Raw genomic sequence first — 21,245 nt, forward strand, 5'->3', positions numbered from 1 at the left:
AGAACCCATGCCCAGCGCCGTCCACCAGGGGCGCTGGATCCATGCAGTGCGTCGTGCGGGGATCGCGTTGCCCGCCAGCACCGCGTCAGGGCGAAGACCGCCGCCAGAGCACGCACGAGGAACGGCTATCGCTCAGTGTCGGCAAATACCTCCAGCCCCGTGATCGCGCCCGGCCAGCACAAGCAGCGCGATCGCGGCATCGCGATCACCCCGGCCGCCAGCCCATGGCGCGGAATTTAAGGCCATGACGATCGTGCTTCCGACCAGGATGCCGACGATGCCTGCCGGCAAAAGCTGCCGATGTAACCGAACACCGGCACCTGACCGCGAGCCGGCGCCGGATCGGACGCTGGCGCCGCGCAGGGCTCGGGGCTCGGGGCTAAGGGCTCAGGGGCCAAGCGTCGTCCGTTCGGCGTGTTCGCGACAGCTCACCCACCTGGGGACGCCCATGAAAAAGCCCGCCTTCCGGCGGGCCTTTTCCTGTGACGTGCCGCCTCGACTCATTCGACGTCGAGGAAGCTCCGCAGCTGCTCACTGCGCGAGGGATGGCGCAGCTTGCGCAGCGCCTTGGCCTCGATCTGGCGGATACGCTCGCGGGTGACGTCGAACTGCTTGCCGACTTCCTCGAGGGTGTGGTCGGTGTTCATGTCGATGCCGAAGCGCATCCGCAGCACCTTGGCCTCCCGCGGGGTAAGGCCGGCGAGCACGTCGCGGACCGTCTCCATCAGGTTGGTGTTGGTGGTCGCGTCGATCGGGGACTCCACGTTGGTGTCCTCGATGAAGTCGCCCAGGTGCGAGTCCTCGTCGTCGCCGATCGGCGTCTCCATGGAGATCGGCTCCTTGGCGATCTTCATGACCTTGCGGATCTTGTCCTCGGGCATGTCCATTTCCTTGGCCAGTTCTTCCGGCGTGGCCTCGCGGCCGTACTGCTGGAGCATCTGGCGGGAAATGCGGTTGAGCTTGTTGATCGTCTCGATCATGTGCACGGGGATGCGGATCGTGCGCGCCTGGTCGGCGATCGAGCGCGTGATCGCCTGGCGGATCCACCACGTGGCATAGGTCGAGAACTTGAAGCCGCGGCGGTGCTCGAACTTGTCGACCGCCTTCATCAGGCCGATGTTGCCTTCCTGGATGAGATCGAGGAACTGCAGGCCGCGGTTGGTGTACTTCTTGGCGATCGAGATCACGAGGCGCAGGTTGGCCTCGACCATCTCCTTCTTCGCACGGCGGGCTTTGGTCTCGCCATAGGCCATCGCACGGCTGATCTCCTTGAGATCCCCCAGGGTCACGCCCATCGCCTTCTCGATCGCGATGGTGGCTTCCTGCTCGGCGACGATCTGGTCGCGCACGTCCTTCAGGCCCGACGACCACTTCTGCTTGCGCTTGATCATCTCGTCCGCCCAGCCCGTATTGGTCTGGTTGCCGTCCCAGGCGCGGATGAAATCCTTGCGCGGCATCTTGGCGACGCGGGTCGACAGGTCGAGGATGCGGCGCTCGTGATCCTTGAGCTCGGAGACCACCTCGCGCAGCTTGCGGACCAGCAGATCGGTCAGCGGCAACGGCAGCTTGAAGGTCATGAAGACGTCGGCCATCTCGCCACGCAGCTTGACCACCGGCTTGGCGGTGGCGCCGCTCTTGGCGTAGGCCTTCTGGAACTGCTTGAACAGCTCTCCCATCGCCTCCATGCGCCGCGCGACCTCGGCCGGGTCAGGTCCGGTCGGGCCGGCGCTCTCTTCCTCGTCGGACGCATCCTCTGCGTCGTCATCGTCGCTGTCGCTGTCGTCCTCGGCCTCCACGACGGGGGCCGGCGCATTGCCCGCGGCAGCCTCCTCTTCGGCGGCCAGTTCCTCGAGCAGCTGGTCGTTGAAGCCCGCGACCACTTCCGCGAGGCGCTTCTTGCCGTTCTTGTGCAGCTCGTATTCCTCGAGCAGCAGCTGGACCGACCACGGGAAGCTGGCCACCGAGGCCATCATCTGGTTGAGGCCTTCCTCGATACGCTTGGCGATCGCGATCTCGCCCTCGCGGGTCAGCAGCTCGACCGTACCCATCTCGCGCATGTACATGCGCACCGGGTCGGTGGTGCGACCACCCTCGGTATCGAGCGAGGTCAGCGCGGCGGCGGCTTCTTCGGCCGCGGTCTCGTCGACCTCGCGGTTGCCGCTGGACTCGCCGGCGAGCAACAGCGTTTCCGCATCGGGCGCCACTTCATGGACATCAATGCCCATGCCGTTGATCATGCCGATGATGTCTTCGATCTGCTCCGGATCGACCATGTCGTCGGGCAGGTGATCGTTGACCTCCGCATATGTCAGATAGCCCTGCTCCAGACCCTTGCTGATCAGGATCTTGATGTCGGACTGCTGGGCGGGACGTTCATTCGCCATGTGGCGCACCGTTGTCAAAGTGAACCCGTAATTATACCACCAGCGGGGCCGGGTTCATGCCCTCAGCAGGAAGGTGACCGGGCCATCGTTGACCAGGCTGACCATCATATGGGCACCGAATCGGCCGGTTTCCACCCCCGGATGTCGGGCCCGGCAGCTCGCGACTAGCCGATCGAACGCCTGTTCAGCTTCGTCGGGCGGAGCCGCGGTGCTGAAGCCGGGCCGGTTGCCCGACCGGGTATCGGCGGCGAGCGTGAACTGGCTCACAAGCAGCAGCCCGCCTCCGGTCTCGGTCAGCGAGCAGTTCATCCGGCCCGCGGCGTCGGGGAATACCCGGTAGCCCAGCAGGCGCTCGGTCATCCGCGCCACCTGCGCCTGCCCGTCTCCGGGCTCGACGCCGACCAGGGCCAGCAGGCCGGGCCCGATCCGGCCGATGACGACGCCGTCGACGCGCACCTCCGCCTGGCTGACCCGCTGGATCAGGGACAGCATGCTCAGCCGATGTAACGGTTGCTGATCGGGTAGCGGCGCTCGCGACCGAACGCACGGCGCGAGATCTTCGGCCCCGGCGCGGCCTGGTGGCGCTTCCATTCGCTGATGCGCACCAGGTGCAGAACGCGGTCGACGACGAGCGCATCGAAGCCTGCGGCGACGATCTCGTCCCGCGACTGCTCCAGATCGACGAAGCGGCGCAGGATGGCATCGAGCACGTCGTAGGGCGGCAGAGAATCCTGGTCGAGCTGGCCGGCGCGCAGTTCCGCCGACGGTGGACGGTCGATCACCCCGGGCGGAATCACCGGCGCCCCACCGACGGTATTGCGCCACTTCGCCAGCCCGAACACCTCGGTCTTGTAGAGATCCTTGATCGGCGCGTAGCCACCGCACATGTCGCCATAGATGGTGGCGTAGCCGACCGCGTACTCGCTCTTGTTGCCGGTGGTCAGCAGCAGGCCGCCGTGCTTGTTCGACAGCGCCATCAGGATCGCGCCGCGCGTGCGCGACTGCAGGTTCTCCTCGGTGACGTCGCCCTCCTTGCCCTCGAACGCTTCCGAAAGCGCGTCGAGGAAGCCCTGGAACGGCTGCTCGATCGGGATGGTGAGCATGCGAACGCCCAGGGCCTCGCACTGCTCGGCGGCGAGATCGTTGCTGAGCCCGGCCGTGAAGCGCGAGGGCAGGCGTACCGCGGTGACGTTCTCCGCGCCCAGCGCGTCGACCGCCATCGCCAGTACCACCGAGGAGTCGATGCCGCCCGACAGGCCCACCCAGGCCTTGCCGAAGCCGTTCTTGCCCAGGTAGTCACGGGTGCCACGCACCACGGCGCGCCAGGCCAGCGCATCGATGCTCTCGTCGCCGTCATCGACCCATACCACCGGCGTGAACGCGCGCCGCTCGGGATCGAAATCCACCACCAGCCAGTGGTCGTCGAACGCGACCGCGGCCGGATGCACGGTGCCGTCCGCATCGGCGACCACCGACGCGCCATCGAACACCAGCGCGTCCTGTCCGCCCACCACGTTGACATAGGCCAGGGCCACGCCGCTTTCGCGCGTCCGCTCGGCCAGCAGGGCATCGCGCTGGCGATGCTTGCCGCGGTCATAGGGCGATGCATTCGGCACCACTGCGACCGCCGCCCCGGCCGCCGCCGTCGCGGCCAGCGGCTCGGCGAACCACAGGTCCTCGCAGATCACCACGCCCACCGGCACGCCGTCGACTTCGAACACGCAGGGTTCGCCATCCGGGTCGACATGGAAATAACGACGCTCGTCGAAGACGTTGTAGTTGGGCAGCTCGCGCTTGCGGTAGGTGCGCTCGAGCTTGCCGCCGCGCAGCACGCTGGCCGAGTTGTAGAGCACGCTGCCCGCGGACTCCGGCCAGCCGACCACGGCGACGATGCCGTGCACGTCCTTGGCGATCTGCATCAGCGCCGCTTCGCAGTCGATCAGGAATGACGGCCGCATCAGCAGGTCTTCGGGCGGGTAGCCGCTGATCGCCAGCTCCGGGAACACGACGACCTGCGCGCCGAATTCGTCGCGCGCCTGCGCGATCATCTCCGCGATGCGCTCGGCATTGCGGCCGACGTCTCCAACCGGGAAATCGAACTGGGCGAGCGCGATGCGCAACGGGTCGGTCATGGGAAGGCGGCAGTGGGCGGGGCCTTTCATCATAGCGAGATGCCGACGGCCTGCCGAAGCCGCCGGACATGAAAAAGGCCGCCCGAAGGCGGCCTTTCCCAGTGCATCGGTAGCTGCGCTTACTTGACCAGCGCGGCGATCGCTTCGCCCAGGTCGCCCGGCGAACGGACGGTCTTGACCCCGGCCGCTTCCATCGCCTTGAACTTGCCTTCGGCCGTGCCCGAACCGCCCGAGGCGATCGCGCCCGCGTGGCCCATGCGCTTGCCCGGAGGCGCCGACGCGCCGGCGATGAAGCCCACGACCGGCTTCTTGACGTGCGCCTTGATGTACTCGGCGCCCGCTTCCTCGGCGTCGCCGCCGATCTCGCCGACCATGATGATGCCCAGCGTCTGCGGATCTTCGTTGAACAGCTTCAGGCAGTCGACGAAGTTCAGGCCGTTGATCGGGTCGCCGCCGATGCCGATGACGGTCGACTGGCCCAGGCCCGCCGCGGTCGTCTGCTTGACCGCTTCATAGGTCAGCGTGCCCGAGCGCGACACGATGCCGATCTTGCCCGGCATGTGGATGTGGCCCGGCATGATGCCGATCTTGCACTCGCCGGGGGTGATCACGCCGGGGCAGTTCGGACCGACCAGGGTCACGTCCGGGTGCGACTTGAGCACGTTCTTGACGCGCAGCATGTCGAGCACCGGGATGCCCTCGGTGATGCAGACGATGACCTTGATGCCGGCCGCAGCCGCTTCGAGGATCGCGTCGGCCGCGAACGGCGGCGGCACGTAGATCACCGAGGCATCGGCGCCGGTGGCTTCGACCGCTTCGCGCACGGTGTTGAACACCGGCAGGTTGATGTGGGTGGTGCCGCCCTTGCCGGGCGTGACGCCGCCGACGACCTGGGTGCCGTATTCCACCATCTGGGTGGCGTGGAAGGTGCCCTGCTGGCCGGTGAAGCCCTGCACGATCACCTTGGTGTTCTTGTTGATCAAAACGGACATGAGATTTTCCTGTTGAGCCCCTCTCCCGACGGGAGAGGGGTTGGGGCGAGGGCCGGCGCTCACGAGCGTTCCAGGACCCTCATCCGCCCTTCGGGCACCTTCTCCCGGAGGGAGAAGGGAAAGAGCAGCGGGATTGCAACGGAATCAGGCGGCAGCCGCGACAGCCTTCTTGGCGCCGTCGTTGATGTCGTCGGCCGGTGTGATCGCCAGGCCCGACTCGGCCAGCAGCTTCTTGCCCGCTTCGACGTTCGTGCCTTCCAGGCGCACGATCACCGGCACCTTGACGTCCACTTCCTTGACCGCGGCAATGATGCCCTCGGCGATCATGTCGCAGCGGACGATGCCGCCGAAGATGTTGACGAAGATCGCCTTGACCTTGTCCGAGGACAGGATCAGCTTGAAGGCCTCGGTCACGCGCTCCTTGGTCGCGCCGCCGCCCACGTCGAGGAAGTTCGCCGGCGAACCGCCGTTGAGTGCGATCACGTCCATCGTCGCCATCGCCAGGCCTGCGCCGTTGACCATGCAGCCGATGTTGCCGTCCATGGTCACGTAGTTGAGGTCGTACTCGCTGGCGCGAACCTCGGCCTCGTCTTCCTGCGAGGTGTCGCGCATCGCAGCCAGATCCTTGTGACGGAAGGTCGCGTTGTCGTCGCTGTTGACCTTGCCGTCCAGCGCGTAGAGGTCGCCGTTGTCGAGGATGGCCAGCGGGTTGAGTTCGACCAGCGCCAGGTCCTTCTCGTTGAACAGGGTGTAGAGGCCAGCCATGATCTTGGCGAGCTGGTTGGCCTGCTTGGCGGTCAGGCCGATCTTGAAGCCGATGTCACGGCCCTGGTAGGGCTGGAAGCCTTCGACGAAGTCGACGTTGAGCGTCTCGATCTTCTCCGGGGTCTCGGCAGCCACCTGCTCGATGTCCACGCCGCCCTCGCTGGAGACGATGTAGGTGATCGACTGCGTGCCGCGATCGACCAGCACCGACAGATACAGTTCCTTGGCGATCTCGCCGGCCTCGGTGACCAGCACCAGGTTCACCGGCAGGGCGACGCCCGCCGACTGGTAGGTCGCCATGTTGGTGCCGAGCATGCCGGCCGCGGCCGCCTTCACGTCGTCGGTGGTCTTGCAGAACTTCACGCCGCCGGCCTTGCCTCGGCCACCCGCATGGATCTGGGCCTTGACCATCCAGGGGCCGTTGCCCAGGGAGTTCGCTGCTTCGACTGCTTCATCGGCCGTGGACGCGACGCGTCCGGCCGGCACGGGGATGCCGTAATCGGCAAACAACTGCTTCGCCTGGTATTCGTGGAAGTTCATGTGGAGTCCGTACGGAAAGGAAAGACACCATCGACGGGCGGCGCGGGACGCGCGGACAGACCGACGGGGTCCGCTATTCTCGCTCATGCGCGCTCGGCGGGCAAAACGCCCGGCCCGAGCGGCATCGGGTGGCCGCCTATACTCCGGCGTCCGGTCCAGAGGGAACGCGCCGTGCCCCTGCTCGCAGCTTCCACGCCCACCCCGTCTCTGCAGCAACGCGAGCTGGCGCTGTTCTCGCTCTACCGCGTGTTCGAATCGGCCCTGCTCGCCCTGCTGGTGTTCAGCCCTTGGGGCGAAATGCTGGGCAAGGTCGTCGACATGCCGATCGCGGTTTCGGTCGGCGTGGGTTACGTGGTGGCCTCGATCGGCCTGCTGTTGCATGCGCGGCGGCCCCTGGTCGATTACCAGGCCCACGCGACGGTGGGGGTGGGCGTCGACATCGCGGTCGCCACCCTCATCACCCACGCCGCGCCGGAAGTCGCGCCCGGCATCGCGATGCTGCTGTTGTTCAATATCGGCGCCGCGTCGCTGTTCCTGGACTTCCGCACCAGCCTGCTTGTCGCTGCGGCAGCCACCCTGGCCCTCGGGGCCGAACGCATCGTCGGCCTGTTCGGAACCGGCACCTTCGACCGTCCGTTCGCGGAAATGCTGATGTTCGGGCTCGGCTTCTTCGCCGCCGCATCCCTGAGCCGCCTGCTGGGCATGCAGGTACGCGAGAGCCGGGCCCTGGCCGATCGCCACGGCGCCCAGGCGGCGAACCTGGCCGAAATCAACGAGCTGATCATCCGCCGCATGCAGACGGGCGTGCTGCTGGTCGACGGCTCGGGCCATGTCCGCCTGGCCAACGAAGCGGCAATCCTGCTGATCGGCGATGCCGGGGCGCCCGGCGAGGACGGTCGGAGGGGCCGCACGCTGTCGGAACTGGCGCCGCCCTTGGCGATGCGCCTGGCGCAGTGGCTGCGCACCGGCAACATCGACAGCGCACCGCTGACCCTGCGCGAACACGCGGACGTGATGCCGCGCTTCGTGCGGCTGCTGGCCGAAAGCGACAACACCCTGGTGTTCCTCGACGACACCTCGCTGGTCTCGCGCCGCGCCGAATCGCTGACCCTGGCCACGATGGGCCGGTTCTCCGCCAGTCTCGCCCACGAGATCCGCAACCCGCTCGCGGCCATCAGCTATGCCACCCAGTTGCTGGAAGAGTCCGAGGAAATCGGAGAGGCGGACCGGCGCCTGCTGCGGATCATCCACCAGCAATGCGTGCGCACGAACGGCATCGTTGAAAGCGTGCTGGGCCTGGCCCGCCGCGAACGCGCACGGCCGGAACACGTCGACCTCGTCAGCGCCGCGCACGCCTTCGTCCAGGACTACCGGCTGATCGTCAGCGCCGACAACGCCGAGCTGAAGATCAGCTGCGACCAGCCGACGCTGCGCGCCATCATCGACCCGCGCCACCTGCACCAGATCCTCAGTGCGCTGGTCAACAATGCCGTGCGCTATGGCCGCATGCCCGGCGGCGAGCTGGCACGCATCACCCTGCGGATCGAACAGGCCGGGGAATGCCCGACCCTCAGCGTGCTCGACCGCGGCCCGGGCATTCCCGACGCCGTGGCCGCGCAGCTGTTCCGCCCCTTCTTCACCACCTCCGAAAGCGGCACCGGCCTCGGTCTCTACATCGCCCATGAACTCTGCCGTGCCAACGAGGCGCATCTGGAATACGTGGCCGTGCCGGGCGGCGGCGGATGTTTCCGCATCACCCTGGCAGCGCGTCCGGGCCTGCTGCGGCACTGAGCCTGCGATATGCCGGTGACCCGCATATCGAGGCCAGCAGGCCGGCCCGCTGCGCGGCGGGACGGATACCGGTCCTTGCCGATTGGCGCGTCGCATCCACCGCGGCTTCGCAGCTACGCCATGCGGCGCCGCGCGAGAGGTACGCATGCCGTCGCGCGCCACGCCAGGCCGGCCGGAGTCGTTCGACGGACACGACCGAAATCGCCACCGCGAGCCGCCGCGTGCGCCCGCGACCTCACGGCGAAGGTGCCTTCAGGCCCGCAACAATTGCGGTTTGACGGGACGCCCCGCACCACCGCCGCAGCCCGCGCTCCCGGGCGGCCTCGTCGCTTTTGGCAAAAGCTGTCAATATGCGTCACATCAAACAGCCGTTTAGATGAGAGCGAATGAGTGAACATCGCAGCGTCCTGATCGTCGATGACGAACAGGACATCCGTGAACTGCTGGTCCTTACCCTCGGTCGCATGGGTCTGCGTACCGAAACCGCACCGACGCTCTCATGCGCCCGTGAACTGCTGGCCTCGGGCCCCTTCGACCTGTGCCTGACCGACATGCGCCTGCCCGATGGCTCGGGCCTGGACCTCATCGGCGAGATCGCGACGCGCTACCCCGGCATGCCGGTGGCGATGATTACCGCCTACGGGAATGTCGAGGCGGCGGTCGAGGCGCTGAAGGCCGGCGCGTTCGACTTCGTCAGCAAGCCGGTCGACATCCACGTGCTGCGCGGCCTGGTCCGCCAGGCGCTGGAGCTGGGCGAGCGTGCCAAGCGTGAGACCGAAGCGCACAGCAGTCGCCTGCTCGGCACGTCCGATGCCATGGTCACGTTGCGCAACACCATCGCGAAAGTGGCCCGCAGCCAGGCGCCGGTCTTCATCAATGGCGAGTCCGGCACGGGCAAGGAACTGGTTGCCCGCACCATCCACGCCCAGGGCGCCCGCGCCAGTGGCCCCTTCATCCCGGTCAACTGCGGCGCGATCCCGACCGAGCTGATGGAGAGCGAGTTCTTCGGCCACCGCAAGGGCAGCTTCACCGGCGCGAACAGCGACAAGCCCGGCCTGTTCCAGGCCGCCGATGGCGGCACGTTGTTCCTCGACGAAGTGGCCGAGCTGCCGCTGGCCATGCAGGTCAAGTTGCTGCGCGCCATCCAGGAGAAGTGCATCCGCCCGGTCGGCGCGCCGGCCGAGGTGCAGGTGGACGTGCGCATCCTCTCGGCCACGCACAAGGATCTGGCGCAGCTGGTCAACGACGGCCGCTTCCGCCACGACCTCTACTACCGGGTCAACGTCATCGGCCTGCACGTGCCGCCGCTGCGCGAGCGCACCGGCGACCTGCCGCTGCTCTCGGACGCCATCCTGCGCCGACTGGCCCAAGCCATGCACCGCGCGCCGCCCGCCCTGACCGACGATGCCGTCGCCGCGCTGGAGGCCTACCGCTTCCCCGGCAACGTGCGCGAACTGGAGAACATTCTCGAACGCGCCCTGGCCATGGCCGACGGCGATCGCATCACCGCAGCCGACCTGCACCTGCCCGCGTCGAGAAACCTCCAGCAGACCGCCCAGCCACAGCGGAGCTCACCCTTCATCACCGGCGCCCACCAGGCCCTGCCGGCCGGCGCCACCCCGCCCCGCGACCCACGCACGCTCAGCCCCTACGACACCGCCAGCTCCGCCCTGCCCTCCTTCATCGAGGACATCGAGCGCGCCGCGATCCAGCAGGCGCTGCAGGAAAACCGCTACAACAAGACCAAGACCGCAGCGGCGCTGGGCATTACGTTCCGGGCATTGCGCTACAAGCTGAAGAAGCTGGGGATCGACTGATTCCTTCGCCGGCGCGCCTGGCCATACCGCCCCCGCTACTGTTCACAGGCCCGCAAGACGCCCATCGACAAGCGCTCGTCGATACCGCGCCCACAGTGGACCACGCGCTCAAGAAGAAATGCTGCGTGGGGCGAGACTGCTCCCGTGGGCGCCATCAGCAGAACGGAGTCCTCAACGTCGGCATGACCTGTAGCGTCACATGCCGACGCAAAGTGCCAAGATGCGCTTCCGCCCCTGCAAAGCACGTGACGCGGCGCACATTCGCCTACCGTTCTGTCGCCAGAAAGTTGGCACGCCTCATGCGTTACCCCTATCGCACGTGCAAGTCGCACGGCAGCCCACGGATCGGCACCAGCCGGCCACCAGGCACGTGACACCACCACTCCTAGGGGATACACCATGAAGAAGATGCAGAAGGGCTTCACCCTCATCGAACTGATGATCGTCGTCGCGATCATCGCCATCCTGGCCGCGATTGCGCTGCCGGCTTACCAGGACTACACCATCCGCTCGCAGGCTGCCGAAGGTATGTCGCTGGCCGCCGCGGCGAAGACCGCGATCGCGGAGACCTATGTCAACCGTGGAGAATGGCCGACCGATCGCGAAGAAGCCGGGTTGTCTGCGGACGCGACCGACACGACCGGCCAGTTCGTGGAGTCTGTAGCAGTGACTGGCGGCGAGATCATCGTGACCTACGGCGAGAACGCTAATACCAAGATTCAGGGCAAAACCCTGGTATTCACCCCGTACGAAACGGCTGACGGCGGCGTCGCGTGGCAGTGCAGCTCGGTCTCCAACGGCCCCGTGCCGGCTGGCACCGTTTCGACCGGCCCGACCGCTGGCACGCTCGAAGCCAAGTATGCTCCGGCACAGTGCAGGGCTTAATTCGTAGCTGAGTTTTAAGTTTCGCGAAAAGCCCCGGCATGCCGGGGCTTTTCTTTTTACTGCACTTATAAAAGAGTGCGCTTAGAACAGAGCACGCCCCCACGCCTCTCCGGCTTGCATCTAAAAATGCACCCCTGCTCAGTTGGCACTAACTTAAGCACCGCGGCGAAACCTTGCAGTAAAGTGATGCCAGCCCACCGGAAACCGCATATGAACGCCGTTGCGACCCAGAATCTCGTCGGTATCACCGGCATAGCCCGCCGCCTTGTTCTTGATGGGGCTTTGGACGAAGCCGCCGCGCGCGAGGCTTTGGAGAAGGCGACCGCCGCCCGCAAGCAGATCGCGGCCTATCTTCGTGAGCACAAGCTGGTGACCGCTGCCCAGATGGCGGCGGCCCAGTCGGTCGAGTTCGGCATGCCGATCCTCGATCCGGCGGCGATGGACAGTCAATCCAGCGCCGTGAAGCTTGTGAGTGAAGAACTGCTGCAGAAGCACCTGGTGCTGCCGCTGTTCAAGCGCGGCCCACGGCTGTTCGTCGGAATCGCGGATCCAACCAATGCCCACGCGCTGGACGAGGTGAAGTTCCACACCAATCTGACAGTCGAGCCCATCCTCGTCGACGAGGACAGCATCCGCCGCACGCTGGAGATGTGGCTGCAGTCCTCCGACAGCTTCGGTGACGATCTCGAGGATGGCGACGGGCTGGACAGCCTGGACGTTGGCACGGACGACGATGCGGGCAAGATGGACAACGCCGTCGACGGCAAGGACGACACGCCGATCGTCAAATTCGTCAACAAGGTGCTGGTGGACGCGATCAAGCGCGGGGCCTCCGACATCCACTTCGAGCCCTACGAGACCGACTACCGGGTGCGTCTGCGCGTCGACGGCATCCTCAAGCAGGTCGCCAAGATGCCGGTCAAGCTCAACGGCCGTATCACCGCGCGCCTGAAGGTCATGGCGCAGCTCGACATTGCCGAGAAGCGCGTGCCGCAGGACGGGCGCATCAAGCTCAACCTGTCCAAGACCAAGCAGATCGACTTCCGCGTCAGCACCCTGCCCACGCTGTTCGGCGAGAAGGTGGTGCTGCGAATTCTCGATGCCAGCGCGGCGAAGCTGGGCATCGACAAGCTGGGCTACGAGCCCGACCAGCAGAAGCTGTTCCTAGACGCCATCCACAAGCCCTACGGCATGGTGCTGGTGACCGGGCCGACCGGCTCGGGCAAGACGGTGTCGCTGTATACCGCGCTCGGCATCCTCAACGACGAGACCCGCAACATCTCGACCGCCGAGGATCCGGTGGAAATCCGCCTGCCCGGTGTGAACCAGGTGCAGCAGAACAACAAACGCGGCATGACCTTCGCTGCGGCGCTGCGCTCGTTTCTGCGCCAGGATCCGGACATCATCATGGTCGGCGAAATCCGCGACCTGGAAACAGCCGAGATCGCGATCAAGGCCGCCCAGACCGGCCACATGGTGCTCTCCACGCTGCATACGAACGATGCGCCGCAGACCATCGCACGTCTGATGAACATGGGGATCGCGCCTTACAACATCACCAGCTCGGTGACCCTGGTCATCGCCCAGCGCCTGGCACGCCGGCTCTGCGGCAAGTGCAAGCGCCGGGTCGACCTGCCCGAGCACGCGCTGCTGGCGGAAGGATTCAACGAAGACCAGGTGCGCAGCGGCATCGAGCTGTACGAGCCTGTGGGCTGCGACGAATGCACGAACGGCTACAAGGGCCGTGTGGGCGTGTACCAGGTCATGCCGATGAGCGAGCAGATCCAGGAAATCATTCTGCAGGGCGGAAACGCGATCCAGATTGCCGAGGTCGCCGAACGGGCGGGGGTGAACGACCTGCGCAAGTCGGCGCTCGAGAAGGCCCGACAGGGGCTCACCAGCCTCTCGGAGATCAATCGCGTCACCAAGGACTGATGCCCGGCGAAGCGGACGGCCTCTGCCTGCGCCGGCAGAGGCCGGAAGACGGCTACGGACCTGCGAGGATGGGGCGAAACCAGCCTGGAGCGGACGCCCGTAGCATTTCTCGGATCGAGCTGACACTTTTCCATGCGACCCGCTAACATGCGACGAATCCGGCTGGGGAAGGCCGGTTCCTGGGGAAACGTCCGCATGTCCATGAGCCGCACTGCTGCACGGAAGACCGTTGCCAAGAGCCCCGCCCAACCGGTCCGGGCGGGCGTCACGCTGGACACCTTTGTCTGGGAGGGCACCGACAAGCGCGGTGTCAAGATGAAAGGCGAGCAGCAGGCCAAGAACGCCAATATGCTGCGCGCCGAGCTGCGGCGGCAGGGCATCCAACCCGGAGCGATCAAGGCGAAGGGAAAGCCGCTCTTCGGTGCCGCGGGCGCGAAGATCACCGCGAAGGACATCTCGGTCTTCAGTCGGCAGTTCGCCACGATGATCAAGTCCGGTGTGCCGGTGGTACAGGCGCTCGAGATTGTGGGCAACGGTAACAAGAACCCGCGGATGGCAAAGCTGCTGAACACGATGCGGCTGGATATCGAGGGCGGCTCGTCAATCAACGAGGCGCTGTCGAAGCACCCGGTGCAGTTCGACGAGCTTTATCAGAACCTGGTGCGGGCAGGCGAGTCGGCGGGTGTGCTGGAAACCGTGCTCGATACGATCGCGACGTACAAGGAGAACACCGAAAAGCTCAAGGGCAAGATCAAGAAGGCGCTGTTCTATCCGATCGCGGTGATCGCGGTTGCGATCATCGTCAGCGCGATCCTGCTGATCTTCGTCGTGCCCCAGTTCGAAGCTGTCTTCAAGGACTTTGGTGCTGAACTTCCCGCCTTTACCCAGATGATCGTGTCGGCAAGTCGCTTCATGGTCTCTTACTGGTGGATCGTGCTGCTGATACTGGCTGGCAGCATTGCGGGCTTCCTGTTCCTCTATAAGCGCTCGGTTCCTTTGCAGCACGGGGTCGACCGGATGCTGCTCAAGATTCCGGTCATCGGGCAGCTGCTGCACAATGCCGCCATCGCGCGCTTTGCCCGCACGCTGGCCACCACGTTCAAGGCCGGCGTGCCTCTGGTCGAAGCACTGGATATCGTTTCCGGCGCTACGGGCAACACCGTCTACGAGAAAGCCGTGGTACGCATGCGCGACGATGTGTCTGTGGGCTATCAGGTCAATATGGCGATGAAGCAGGTCAACCTGTTTCCGCACATGGTGGTGCAGATGACCGCGATCGGCGAAGAGGCCGGCGCGCTCGACACCATGCTGTTCAAGGTGGCCGAGTTCTACGAAGAAGAAGTCAACAACGCGGTCGATGCGCTCAGCAGCCTGCTCGAGCCGATGATCATGGTATTCATTGGCGGCCTCGTCGGTGGCATGGTGATCGGCATGTACCTGCCGATCTTCAAGCTGGCCGCAGTCGTCTGATGATGGTTTTCCCGGTGAACTCGTAAGTGGCATTCCTCGACCAGAACCCCGCGCTAGGCTTCCCGCTCGCCGCAGGCTTCGGCCTGCTGGTGGGCAGCTTCCTCAATGTCGTGATCCTGCGCCTGCCGCGGCGCATGGAGTGGCAATGGAAGCGTGATTCGCGCGAGATCCTCGGGGAACCGGAGCTCTATGATCCGCCGCCGCCAGGGATCGTGGTCGAGCGGTCGCATTGCCCGCATTGCGGGCACCAGCTGTCGTGGTACGAGAACATCCCGGTCCTGAGCTGGCTGGCGCTGCGTGGCAAGTGTCGCAGCTGCAAGACGCCGATTTCGATCCAATACCCAGCGGTCGAGCTGCTGACGATGCTGCTGTTCGTGGCCTGCGTGTGGCAGTTCGGCTTCGGCTGGCAGGGCTTCGGCGCGCTGGTGCTGACCAGCTTCCTGATCGCGCTGTCGGGCATCGACATCCGCACCCAGCTGCTGCCCGACTCGCTGACGCTGCCATTGATGTGGCTGGGGTTGATCGCCAGTCTCGACAACCTCTACATGCCGGCCAAACCCGCGCTGCTCGGGGCCGTGGTGGGCTATGTGAGCCTGTGGACGGTCTGGTGGCTGTTCAAGCAGGCCACCGGCAAGGAAGGCATGGGCCACGGCGACTTCAAGCTGCTGGCCGCGCTCGGCGCATGGTGCGGTTTGAGCGGGCTGCTGCCGATCATCCTGCTGTCGGCCGTGGCTGGCGCGGTCATCGGGTCGATCATGCTCGCGGTGCAGGGCCGTGACCGCGCCACGCCGATCCCGTTCGGGCCCTATCTGGCCATCGCCGGCTGGGTGACCTTCATGTGGGGGCACGACCTGATCGGCGCCTACTCGCGCTTCGCTGGACTCGGCTGACCGCCCGCTGCAATGAGCGCGCTGATCATCGGCCTGACCGGCGGCATCGCCTCGGGCAAGACGGCGGCCACCCAGGCCTTCCAGAATCGTGGCGCGTTCGTAGCCGATGCCGACGTGGCCGCTCGGCTCGCGGTTGCGCCCGGCAGCACGGGACTTGCGGAGGTCGTCGAAGCCTTCGGCGCCGGGGCGCTTGCCGACGATGGGAGCCTGGATCGCGCCGCGATGCGGCGCCGGATCTTCGACGATCCCGCCGCACGCCAGAGACTGGAGGCGATCATCCACCCGCGCGTACGCGCACTTCTGCAGCTCGAGTGCGAACAGGCCACCAGCCCCTATGCCGTCGCGGCGATTCCGCTGCTGACCGAAGGCGGCCGCGCAGCCTATCCGTGGTTGCAGCGGGTACTGGTGATCGACGTGCCGCGCGAGCTGCAGCTGGCCAGGCTGCTCGCGCGTGACGGGATCGATGCCGCGCTTGCGGAGCGGATGGTCGCGGCCCAGGCCACCCGCGAGGCTCGACTGGCGATCGCCGACGACGTGATCGTCAACGACGGGACGCTGGAAGCGCTGGATGCGGCCGTCGGCGCGCTGGATGTGCAGTACCGCGGAATGGCGGCTGCGGGTGTTCAAGCCTCACCGGGACGACGTCCACTCGATCGTTAGGTGCCACCGGTGGGCGACAGGTGCAGCAGCGCGAGGCGGCGACCGCAGGATGGATGGACCACGCGAGAGTCCCTGCACCCGGGTGGATCGTCCAGACACGTGCCCGGCGAACAGATTCCGCGGGAGGCTGGCGAGTACGTTAGTGAACTCCCGTCCGCCTCTGCATTGCCGCTCGGGGTGGCTGATCGGTGTTGTCCACGGCCGTCGCTGCGGAAGCACCGTCAGGAGCTTCATGCAGCCCGGAAAGGCGCCCCGTTGGCCGAAGCAGGGTGCATCGCGAGCGTTCGCCCTCACCCCAACCCCTCTCCCGGAGGGAGAGGGGCTTGTCGCGCGGTGCCGACGCATCGCCATGCCGGATCGCCCCCGGTGGTGAACGTGTCCGCACCGTCCGGGTTTCCCTGGCGAAGCCTGGACGCGCTCAGTCCGGCGACCACAGGCTCCGAATGGCGGCAATGCCCTGGGCGCCATGGCGTCGGGCTTCGGGAATATCGGCCGGCGTCATGCCGCCGATCGCGTAGATCGGCAGCGCGCAGGTCTCGCGCAGGCGGGCGAACTCGGACCAGCCGATTCCCGGCTCGCCGGGATGGCTCGCCGTCTCCGCCACCGGTCCCAGCACGACGAAATCACAGTCGATCGCCACGGCGTGGGCAAGGTCGCCAGCATGGTGGCAGGAGGCGGCCAGGAGAATGCCGGCAGGCACCGGACGCATCGTGCATGCCTGCAGCGCAGCCGATGCGAGGTGGACTCCGGCGCCGGCCGCGAGCGCGACGTCCACTGGCCCGTTGAACAGCAGCTGGGCGCCGTGCAGGCGGCAGCGGATCTGCGCCTCCCGCAACAGCGCCTCCTGGCGATCACCCGGGATGCCCGGCAGGCGCAGCTGGACGCGGCGCACGCCGCGGCGCAATGCCGCGTCGAAGCTCTGGAGCCAGGCCGCGTCGTCGTCGCCCGGTGGCGGTGTCACCAGATAGCGGTCCGGGGTTTGCAGTGCGGCGACGACCGGCAGATCCGCCGGCGGCATCGAGTAACGCCCGAGCTTGTCCGGCGCGACCCAGGCCAGTGCCTGGCCCTCCCGCCCCCGAGCCACGCCCTCCCAGTGCGCCACATGGCGCACATCCAGGCGCAGGCGCTTGGCCGGGTAGCGCTGCGGCACCACGATCAGGGGCGCACCGACCGTCACGCGGATACCCAGCTCCTCATCCAGTTCGCGCGCCAATGCCGCCTCGGAGGTTTCACCGGGTTCGCGCTTGCCACCGGGAAACTCCCACAGCCCGGGCATGTCGCGGTTGGGCGTGCGTCGCGACAGCAGGACACGGCCACGCTTGTCGGTGATGACACCGGCAACGACTTCGATGACGCGCTCGCTCATGCGGCTTGGGATCCGGAGAAGGCGGTCAGGGTATGCGGCGCCCGTGCGCTTTGCCAGCCGCAAGACGGTTTCCTCAGACAGCACCCGCGTGGCCGCGACGCGACCGCTCAAGGCCCTTCCCTCCGGGCGACGAGTTGGGCGAGGCTCTCTGCGGCAATGCCCTGCCTCACCCAACGCGCGATGCGCGCACTCGTGCGCAGTGCGTCGCCCCGGATCAGGCCGGGCAGCGCCCTCCCAGATCGAGAAGAATCGCCCGCCCGCACGTCATCCTGATCGTTCGCGCACTCTTCGGCTCAGCGCCGGACAGAGAAGACGCTGGATGTCCCGGAATGCCGGTCACGCAGCAGCGTCCCACCGGACCGCACTCAAAGCCCCTCTCTTCTTTGGGAGAGGGCGCGTTGCGGCAACGCCCTCCCACCCCGCGCGCCCTACGCGTCGTCCTCTCCCGGAGGAGAAGTGCATGCACGCTGGCGCTCCGCGCGTCGCCACGGGATCGGGTCCGGGGCGTCGCTCTGCCGACGGGAACCGTGTCGGCAGCAGGGCGTCCCGGCCCTGGGCACGCCGGCAGAAAACGTCGCTCGAAGGGCAGTACGCCCGGCCGATCAGTTCAGCTGACCGTGGCAGTGCTTGTACTTCTTGCCGCTGCCGCAGGGGCAGGGATCGTTGCGGCCGACCTTGTCGCCGTCGCGGACGATCGTGGCGGGCTGGGCCGCCGCGCGAGTGGCGCGAACGTCCTCGGCCTCCTCGTCGGCGCTGTAGCCGCCGGCGTCGGCGTGCTGGAACTGGGCCTGGTTGAGCTTGGCTTCGACCTGGCGCCGCTCCTCCGCTTCCAGCGCGGCGATCTCGTCGTCGCTGCGCACGCGCACGCGCGCCAGCATGGTCACCACGTCATGCTTGACCTTCTCGAGCATTTCCGAGAACAGCTCGAATGCCTCGCGCTTGTACTCCTGCTTGGGCTGCTTCTGCGCGTAACCGCGCAGGTGGATGCCCTGGCGCAGATAGTCCATGCGGCCCAGATGCTCCTTCCAGCCCTGGTCGAGCACGTTGAGCATGATGTGCTTCTCGAGCATGCGCATGGTCTCGTCGCCGAGCTGCGCTTCCTTCTCGGCGAACAGGCGGTCGACTTCCTGCTGCACAAAGGCGGAGATCTGCTCGTCGTCGAGCTCTTCGCGGCTCTTCGCGAGGTCGACCAGCGACAGGCGCAGTCCGAATTCGCGCTCGAGCTCCGATTCCAGGCCCGGCAGATCCCACTGCTCGTCGATGGACTGCGGCGGCACGTAACGCGCGACGATGCCGGCGACCACATCCGCGCGGATGCCGTCGATGTTCTCCTTGACGCTCTCGGCGTCCAGAAGCTCGTCGCGCTGGCCGTAGATGACCTTGCGCTGGTCGTTGTTGACGTCGTCGAAGTCGAGCAGGTTCTTGCGGATGTCGAAGTTGTGCGCCTCGACCTTGCGCTGCGCGTTGGCGATCTGCTTGGTCACCAGCGGCGACTCGATGATGTCGTCTTCCTGCAGGCCCATGCGCGCCATGACCTTCTGCACCCAGTCGGCGGCGAAGATGCGCATCAGGTTGTCTTCGAGCGACAGGTAGAAGCGGCTGGAACCCGGGTCGCCCTGGCGGCCGGAACGGCCGCGCAGCTGGTTGTCGATACGGCGCGACTCGTGGCGCTCGGTACCGATGATGTGCAGTCCGCCTGCTGCCTTGACCGCATCGTGGCGCACCTGCCACTCGGCGCGCAGCCTGGCCTTCGTGGCCTCGTCGACCGGCGCGCCGGTATCGGCTTCCAGCTGGGCGAGCTCGGCTTCGAGCGAACCGCCGAGCACGATGTCGGTGCCGCGGCCGGCCATGTTGGTGGCGATGGTCACGGCGCCGGGACGACCGGCCTGGGCGATGATCTGCGCCTCGCGCTCGTGCTGCTTGGCGTTGAGCACCTCGTGGGCGATGCCTTCCTTGCGCAGGTGCTCGGACAGCAGCTCGGAGACTTCGATCGACGTCGTGCCGACCAGCACCGGCTGGCCGCGCTCGTTCGCCGCCTGGATCTCGCGCGCGACCGCGCGGTACTTGCCGGCGCGGTTGAGGAACACCGCGTCGGGGTTGTCCTTGCGGATCATCGGGCGATGGGTCGGGATCACCACGACCTCGAGCGAATAGATGCTCTCGAACTCGTAGGCTTCGGTGTCGGCCGTGCCGGTCATGCCGGCGAGCTTGCCGTACATGCGGAACAGGTTCTGGAAGGTGATGCTGGCGAGCGTCTGGTTCTCGCGCTGCACCGGCACCCCTTCCTTGGCCTCGACCGCCTGGTGCAGGCCGTCGGACCAGCGGCGGCCCGGGAGCGTGCGGCCGGTGAACTCGTCGACGATGATCACCTCGCCGTCGCGGACGATGTAATGGTCGTCGCGCTGGTAGATCGCGTGCGCCCGCAGGCCCGCGTTGAGGTGGTGCACGATGTGGATGTTCTGCGGCGCGTAGAGGCTCTCGTCCTCGCCGAGGATGCCGGCCTTGCGCAGCAGTTCCTCGGCGTGCTCCTGGCCGGCCTCGGACAGGTGGACCTGCTTGCCCTTCTCATCCACCCAGAAGTCGCCGTCGCCGTCTTCGGTCTCCTGCCTGACCAGCGAGGGCACCAGACGGTTGACCTTGATGTAGAGCTCGGGGGAGTCGTCGGCGGGGCCGGAGATGATCAGCGGCGTGCGCGCTTCGTCGATCAGGATCGAGTCGACTTCGTCGATGATCGCGTAGTTGAGGCCGCGCTGGTAACGGTCGGCCTTCGACAGCGCCATGTTGTCGCGCAGGTAGTCGAAGCCGAATTCGTTGTTGGTGCCGTAGGTGATGTCTGCGCGGTAGGCGTCGCGCTTCGCTTCGCCGTGGGGCATGCCCGGCCAGATCACGCCGACCGACAGACCCAGCCAGTTGTAGAGCTTGCCCATCTGCGCCGCGTCACGGCGGGCGAGGTAATCGTTGACCGTGATGACGTGGACGCCCTTGCCCTCGAGCGCATTGAGATACGTCGGCAGCGTGCCGACCAGGGTCTTGCCCTCGCCGGTGCGCATCTCGGCGATCTTGCCCATGTGCAGCACCATGCCGCCGATCAGCTGCACGTCGTAAGGGCGCATGCCCAGCACCCGCTTGCTCGCTTCGCGGCAGACCGCGAAGGCCTCGGGCAGGATCTTGTCGAGCGATTCGCCGTTGGCGATGCGTGCCTTGAACTCGGGCGTCTTGGCCTGCAGCTCCGCGTCCGAGAGCGCCTCCATCTGCGGTTCCAGGGCGTTGATCTTCGCGACGATCTTCTCGAGCTGTTTGACGAAGCGGTCGTTGCGACTGCCGAAGACACTGGTGAGCAGGCGATTGAGCATTGGAGTACCGGGTTCGGGAATCGAGGCGCGGCGCAGGCGGTTTCGCCGCAGAGCCGCAAAAGAAAAGGGCGCCGGGCGCCCTTTCGTTGGCAACACGCATTGTAGCTTGGGGAGGGCGGCTGCGCTTTCAAGCCACCCGGACCGCGCCGGTGGCGCCCTTGCGGCTGCCGGCTACCGGTGGACGGCGGACGGGAGCCTTTCTCTGACAGGGCGCCTGCCCCGCGCGGCTGCGGACCGGTATGCGTCGGCGTTGCCGCACGCTGCC

The 21,245-nt window shown here is 66.6% G+C and carries 14 protein-coding genes; 7 read left to right on the top strand and 7 right to left on the bottom strand.

Features of this window, described 5'->3' with window-relative positions; translation table 11 throughout:
- Positions 1 to 500: 500 nt before the first annotated feature.
- The 5 genes from rpoD to sucC all read right to left on the bottom strand — a co-directional run bounded on the left by rpoD (position 501) and on the right by sucC (position 6,813).
- Entirely contained in the window at positions 501 to 2,384 is a 1,884-nt protein-coding gene (gene rpoD, locus EGK76_RS12110; protein ID WP_096297270.1) for an RNA polymerase sigma factor RpoD, read from the bottom strand.
- Positions 2,385 to 2,438: 54 nt separating this feature from the next.
- Positions 2,439 to 2,876, bottom strand: coding sequence for a D-aminoacyl-tRNA deacylase (dtd, locus tag EGK76_RS12115; RefSeq protein WP_096297269.1), 438 nt, complete (start codon positions 2,874 to 2,876; stop codon positions 2,439 to 2,441).
- Between the two features lie 2 nt (positions 2,877 to 2,878).
- The gene (locus EGK76_RS12120; protein ID WP_096297268.1) at positions 2,879 to 4,516 is read right to left on the bottom strand and encodes an NAD+ synthase; all 1,638 of its coding nucleotides are present in this window, start codon (positions 4,514 to 4,516) and stop codon (positions 2,879 to 2,881) included.
- A 119-nt stretch (positions 4,517 to 4,635) separates the two neighbouring features.
- A complete protein-coding gene (sucD, locus tag EGK76_RS12125; protein ID WP_096297267.1) occupies positions 4,636 to 5,508 on the bottom strand; it encodes a succinate--CoA ligase subunit alpha in 873 nt (290 codons plus the stop codon).
- Between the two features lie 144 nt (positions 5,509 to 5,652).
- Positions 5,653 to 6,813 carry an ADP-forming succinate--CoA ligase subunit beta gene (gene sucC / locus EGK76_RS12130; protein WP_123832786.1) on the bottom strand — a complete coding sequence of 387 codons (1,161 nt, stop codon included), beginning with the start codon at positions 6,811 to 6,813 and terminating at the stop codon, positions 5,653 to 5,655.
- 171 nt (positions 6,814 to 6,984) lie between these two features.
- Here sucC and EGK76_RS12135 point away from each other — a divergent pair, with 171 nt between their 5' ends.
- The 7 genes from EGK76_RS12135 to coaE all read left to right on the top strand — a co-directional run bounded on the left by EGK76_RS12135 (position 6,985) and on the right by coaE (position 16,261).
- Positions 6,985 to 8,604, top strand: coding sequence for an ATP-binding protein (locus EGK76_RS12135; RefSeq protein ID WP_233580289.1), 1,620 nt, complete (start codon positions 6,985 to 6,987; stop codon positions 8,602 to 8,604).
- A gap of 386 nt (positions 8,605 to 8,990) precedes the next feature.
- Entirely contained in the window at positions 8,991 to 10,421 is a 1,431-nt protein-coding gene (locus EGK76_RS12140) for a sigma-54 dependent transcriptional regulator (protein ID WP_123832787.1), read from the top strand.
- 399 nt (positions 10,422 to 10,820) lie between these two features.
- Positions 10,821 to 11,306: a pilin gene (locus EGK76_RS12145; RefSeq protein WP_123832788.1), complete on the top strand. Its 486-nt coding sequence runs from the start codon at positions 10,821 to 10,823 to the stop codon at positions 11,304 to 11,306.
- Positions 11,307 to 11,516: 210 nt separating this feature from the next.
- The gene (gene pilB, locus EGK76_RS12150; RefSeq protein ID WP_123832876.1) at positions 11,517 to 13,241 is read left to right on the top strand and encodes a type IV-A pilus assembly ATPase PilB; all 1,725 of its coding nucleotides are present in this window, start codon (positions 11,517 to 11,519) and stop codon (positions 13,239 to 13,241) included.
- A 195-nt stretch (positions 13,242 to 13,436) separates the two neighbouring features.
- On the top strand, positions 13,437 to 14,711 hold the full coding sequence (locus EGK76_RS12155; protein ID WP_123832789.1) for a type II secretion system F family protein: 1,275 nt from the start codon (positions 13,437 to 13,439) through the stop codon (positions 14,709 to 14,711).
- A 26-nt stretch (positions 14,712 to 14,737) separates the two neighbouring features.
- The gene (locus EGK76_RS12160) at positions 14,738 to 15,601 is read left to right on the top strand and encodes an A24 family peptidase (protein ID WP_123832790.1); all 864 of its coding nucleotides are present in this window, start codon (positions 14,738 to 14,740) and stop codon (positions 15,599 to 15,601) included.
- Positions 15,602 to 15,613: 12 nt separating this feature from the next.
- Positions 15,614 to 16,261, top strand: a complete 648-nt coding sequence (gene coaE, locus EGK76_RS12165) for a dephospho-CoA kinase (protein WP_123832791.1) — start codon at positions 15,614 to 15,616, stop codon at positions 16,259 to 16,261.
- Positions 16,262 to 16,679: 418 nt separating this feature from the next.
- Here coaE and EGK76_RS12170 read toward each other — a convergent pair whose 3' ends face one another.
- Entirely contained in the window at positions 16,680 to 17,627 is a 948-nt protein-coding gene (locus tag EGK76_RS12170) for a Nudix family hydrolase (protein WP_123832792.1), read from the bottom strand.
- A 602-nt stretch (positions 17,628 to 18,229) separates the two neighbouring features.
- On the bottom strand, positions 18,230 to 20,980 hold the full coding sequence (gene secA, locus EGK76_RS12175) for a preprotein translocase subunit SecA (protein WP_123832793.1): 2,751 nt from the start codon (positions 20,978 to 20,980) through the stop codon (positions 18,230 to 18,232).
- Between the last annotated feature and the right edge of the window lie 265 nt (positions 20,981 to 21,245).

This window comes from Luteimonas sp. 100069 (assembly GCF_003813845.1).
GTDB classification, from domain to species: Bacteria; Pseudomonadota; Gammaproteobacteria; order Xanthomonadales; family Xanthomonadaceae; genus Luteimonas; species Luteimonas chenhongjianii.

Coding starts and splice junctions, on each gene's coding strand:
- rpoD (WP_096297270.1), bottom strand. CDS start 2,384: ATGGCGAATGAACGTCCCGCCCAGCAGTCCGACATCAAGATCCTGATC.
- dtd (WP_096297269.1), bottom strand. CDS start 2,876: ATGCTGTCCCTGATCCAGCGGGTCAGCCAGGCGGAGGTGCGCGTCGAC.
- EGK76_RS12120 (WP_096297268.1), bottom strand. CDS start 4,516: ATGACCGACCCGTTGCGCATCGCGCTCGCCCAGTTCGATTTCCCGGTT.
- sucD (WP_096297267.1), bottom strand. CDS start 5,508: ATGTCCGTTTTGATCAACAAGAACACCAAGGTGATCGTGCAGGGCTTC.
- sucC (WP_123832786.1), bottom strand. CDS start 6,813: ATGAACTTCCACGAATACCAGGCGAAGCAGTTGTTTGCCGATTACGGC.
- EGK76_RS12140 (WP_123832787.1), top strand. CDS start 8,991: ATGAGTGAACATCGCAGCGTCCTGATCGTCGATGACGAACAGGACATC.
- EGK76_RS12145 (WP_123832788.1), top strand. CDS start 10,821: ATGAAGAAGATGCAGAAGGGCTTCACCCTCATCGAACTGATGATCGTC.
- pilB (WP_123832876.1), top strand. CDS start 11,517: ATGAACGCCGTTGCGACCCAGAATCTCGTCGGTATCACCGGCATAGCC.
- EGK76_RS12155 (WP_123832789.1), top strand. CDS start 13,437: ATGTCCATGAGCCGCACTGCTGCACGGAAGACCGTTGCCAAGAGCCCC.
- coaE (WP_123832791.1), top strand. CDS start 15,614: ATGAGCGCGCTGATCATCGGCCTGACCGGCGGCATCGCCTCGGGCAAG.
- EGK76_RS12170 (WP_123832792.1), bottom strand. CDS start 17,627: ATGAGCGAGCGCGTCATCGAAGTCGTTGCCGGTGTCATCACCGACAAG.
- secA (WP_123832793.1), bottom strand. CDS start 20,980: ATGCTCAATCGCCTGCTCACCAGTGTCTTCGGCAGTCGCAACGACCGC.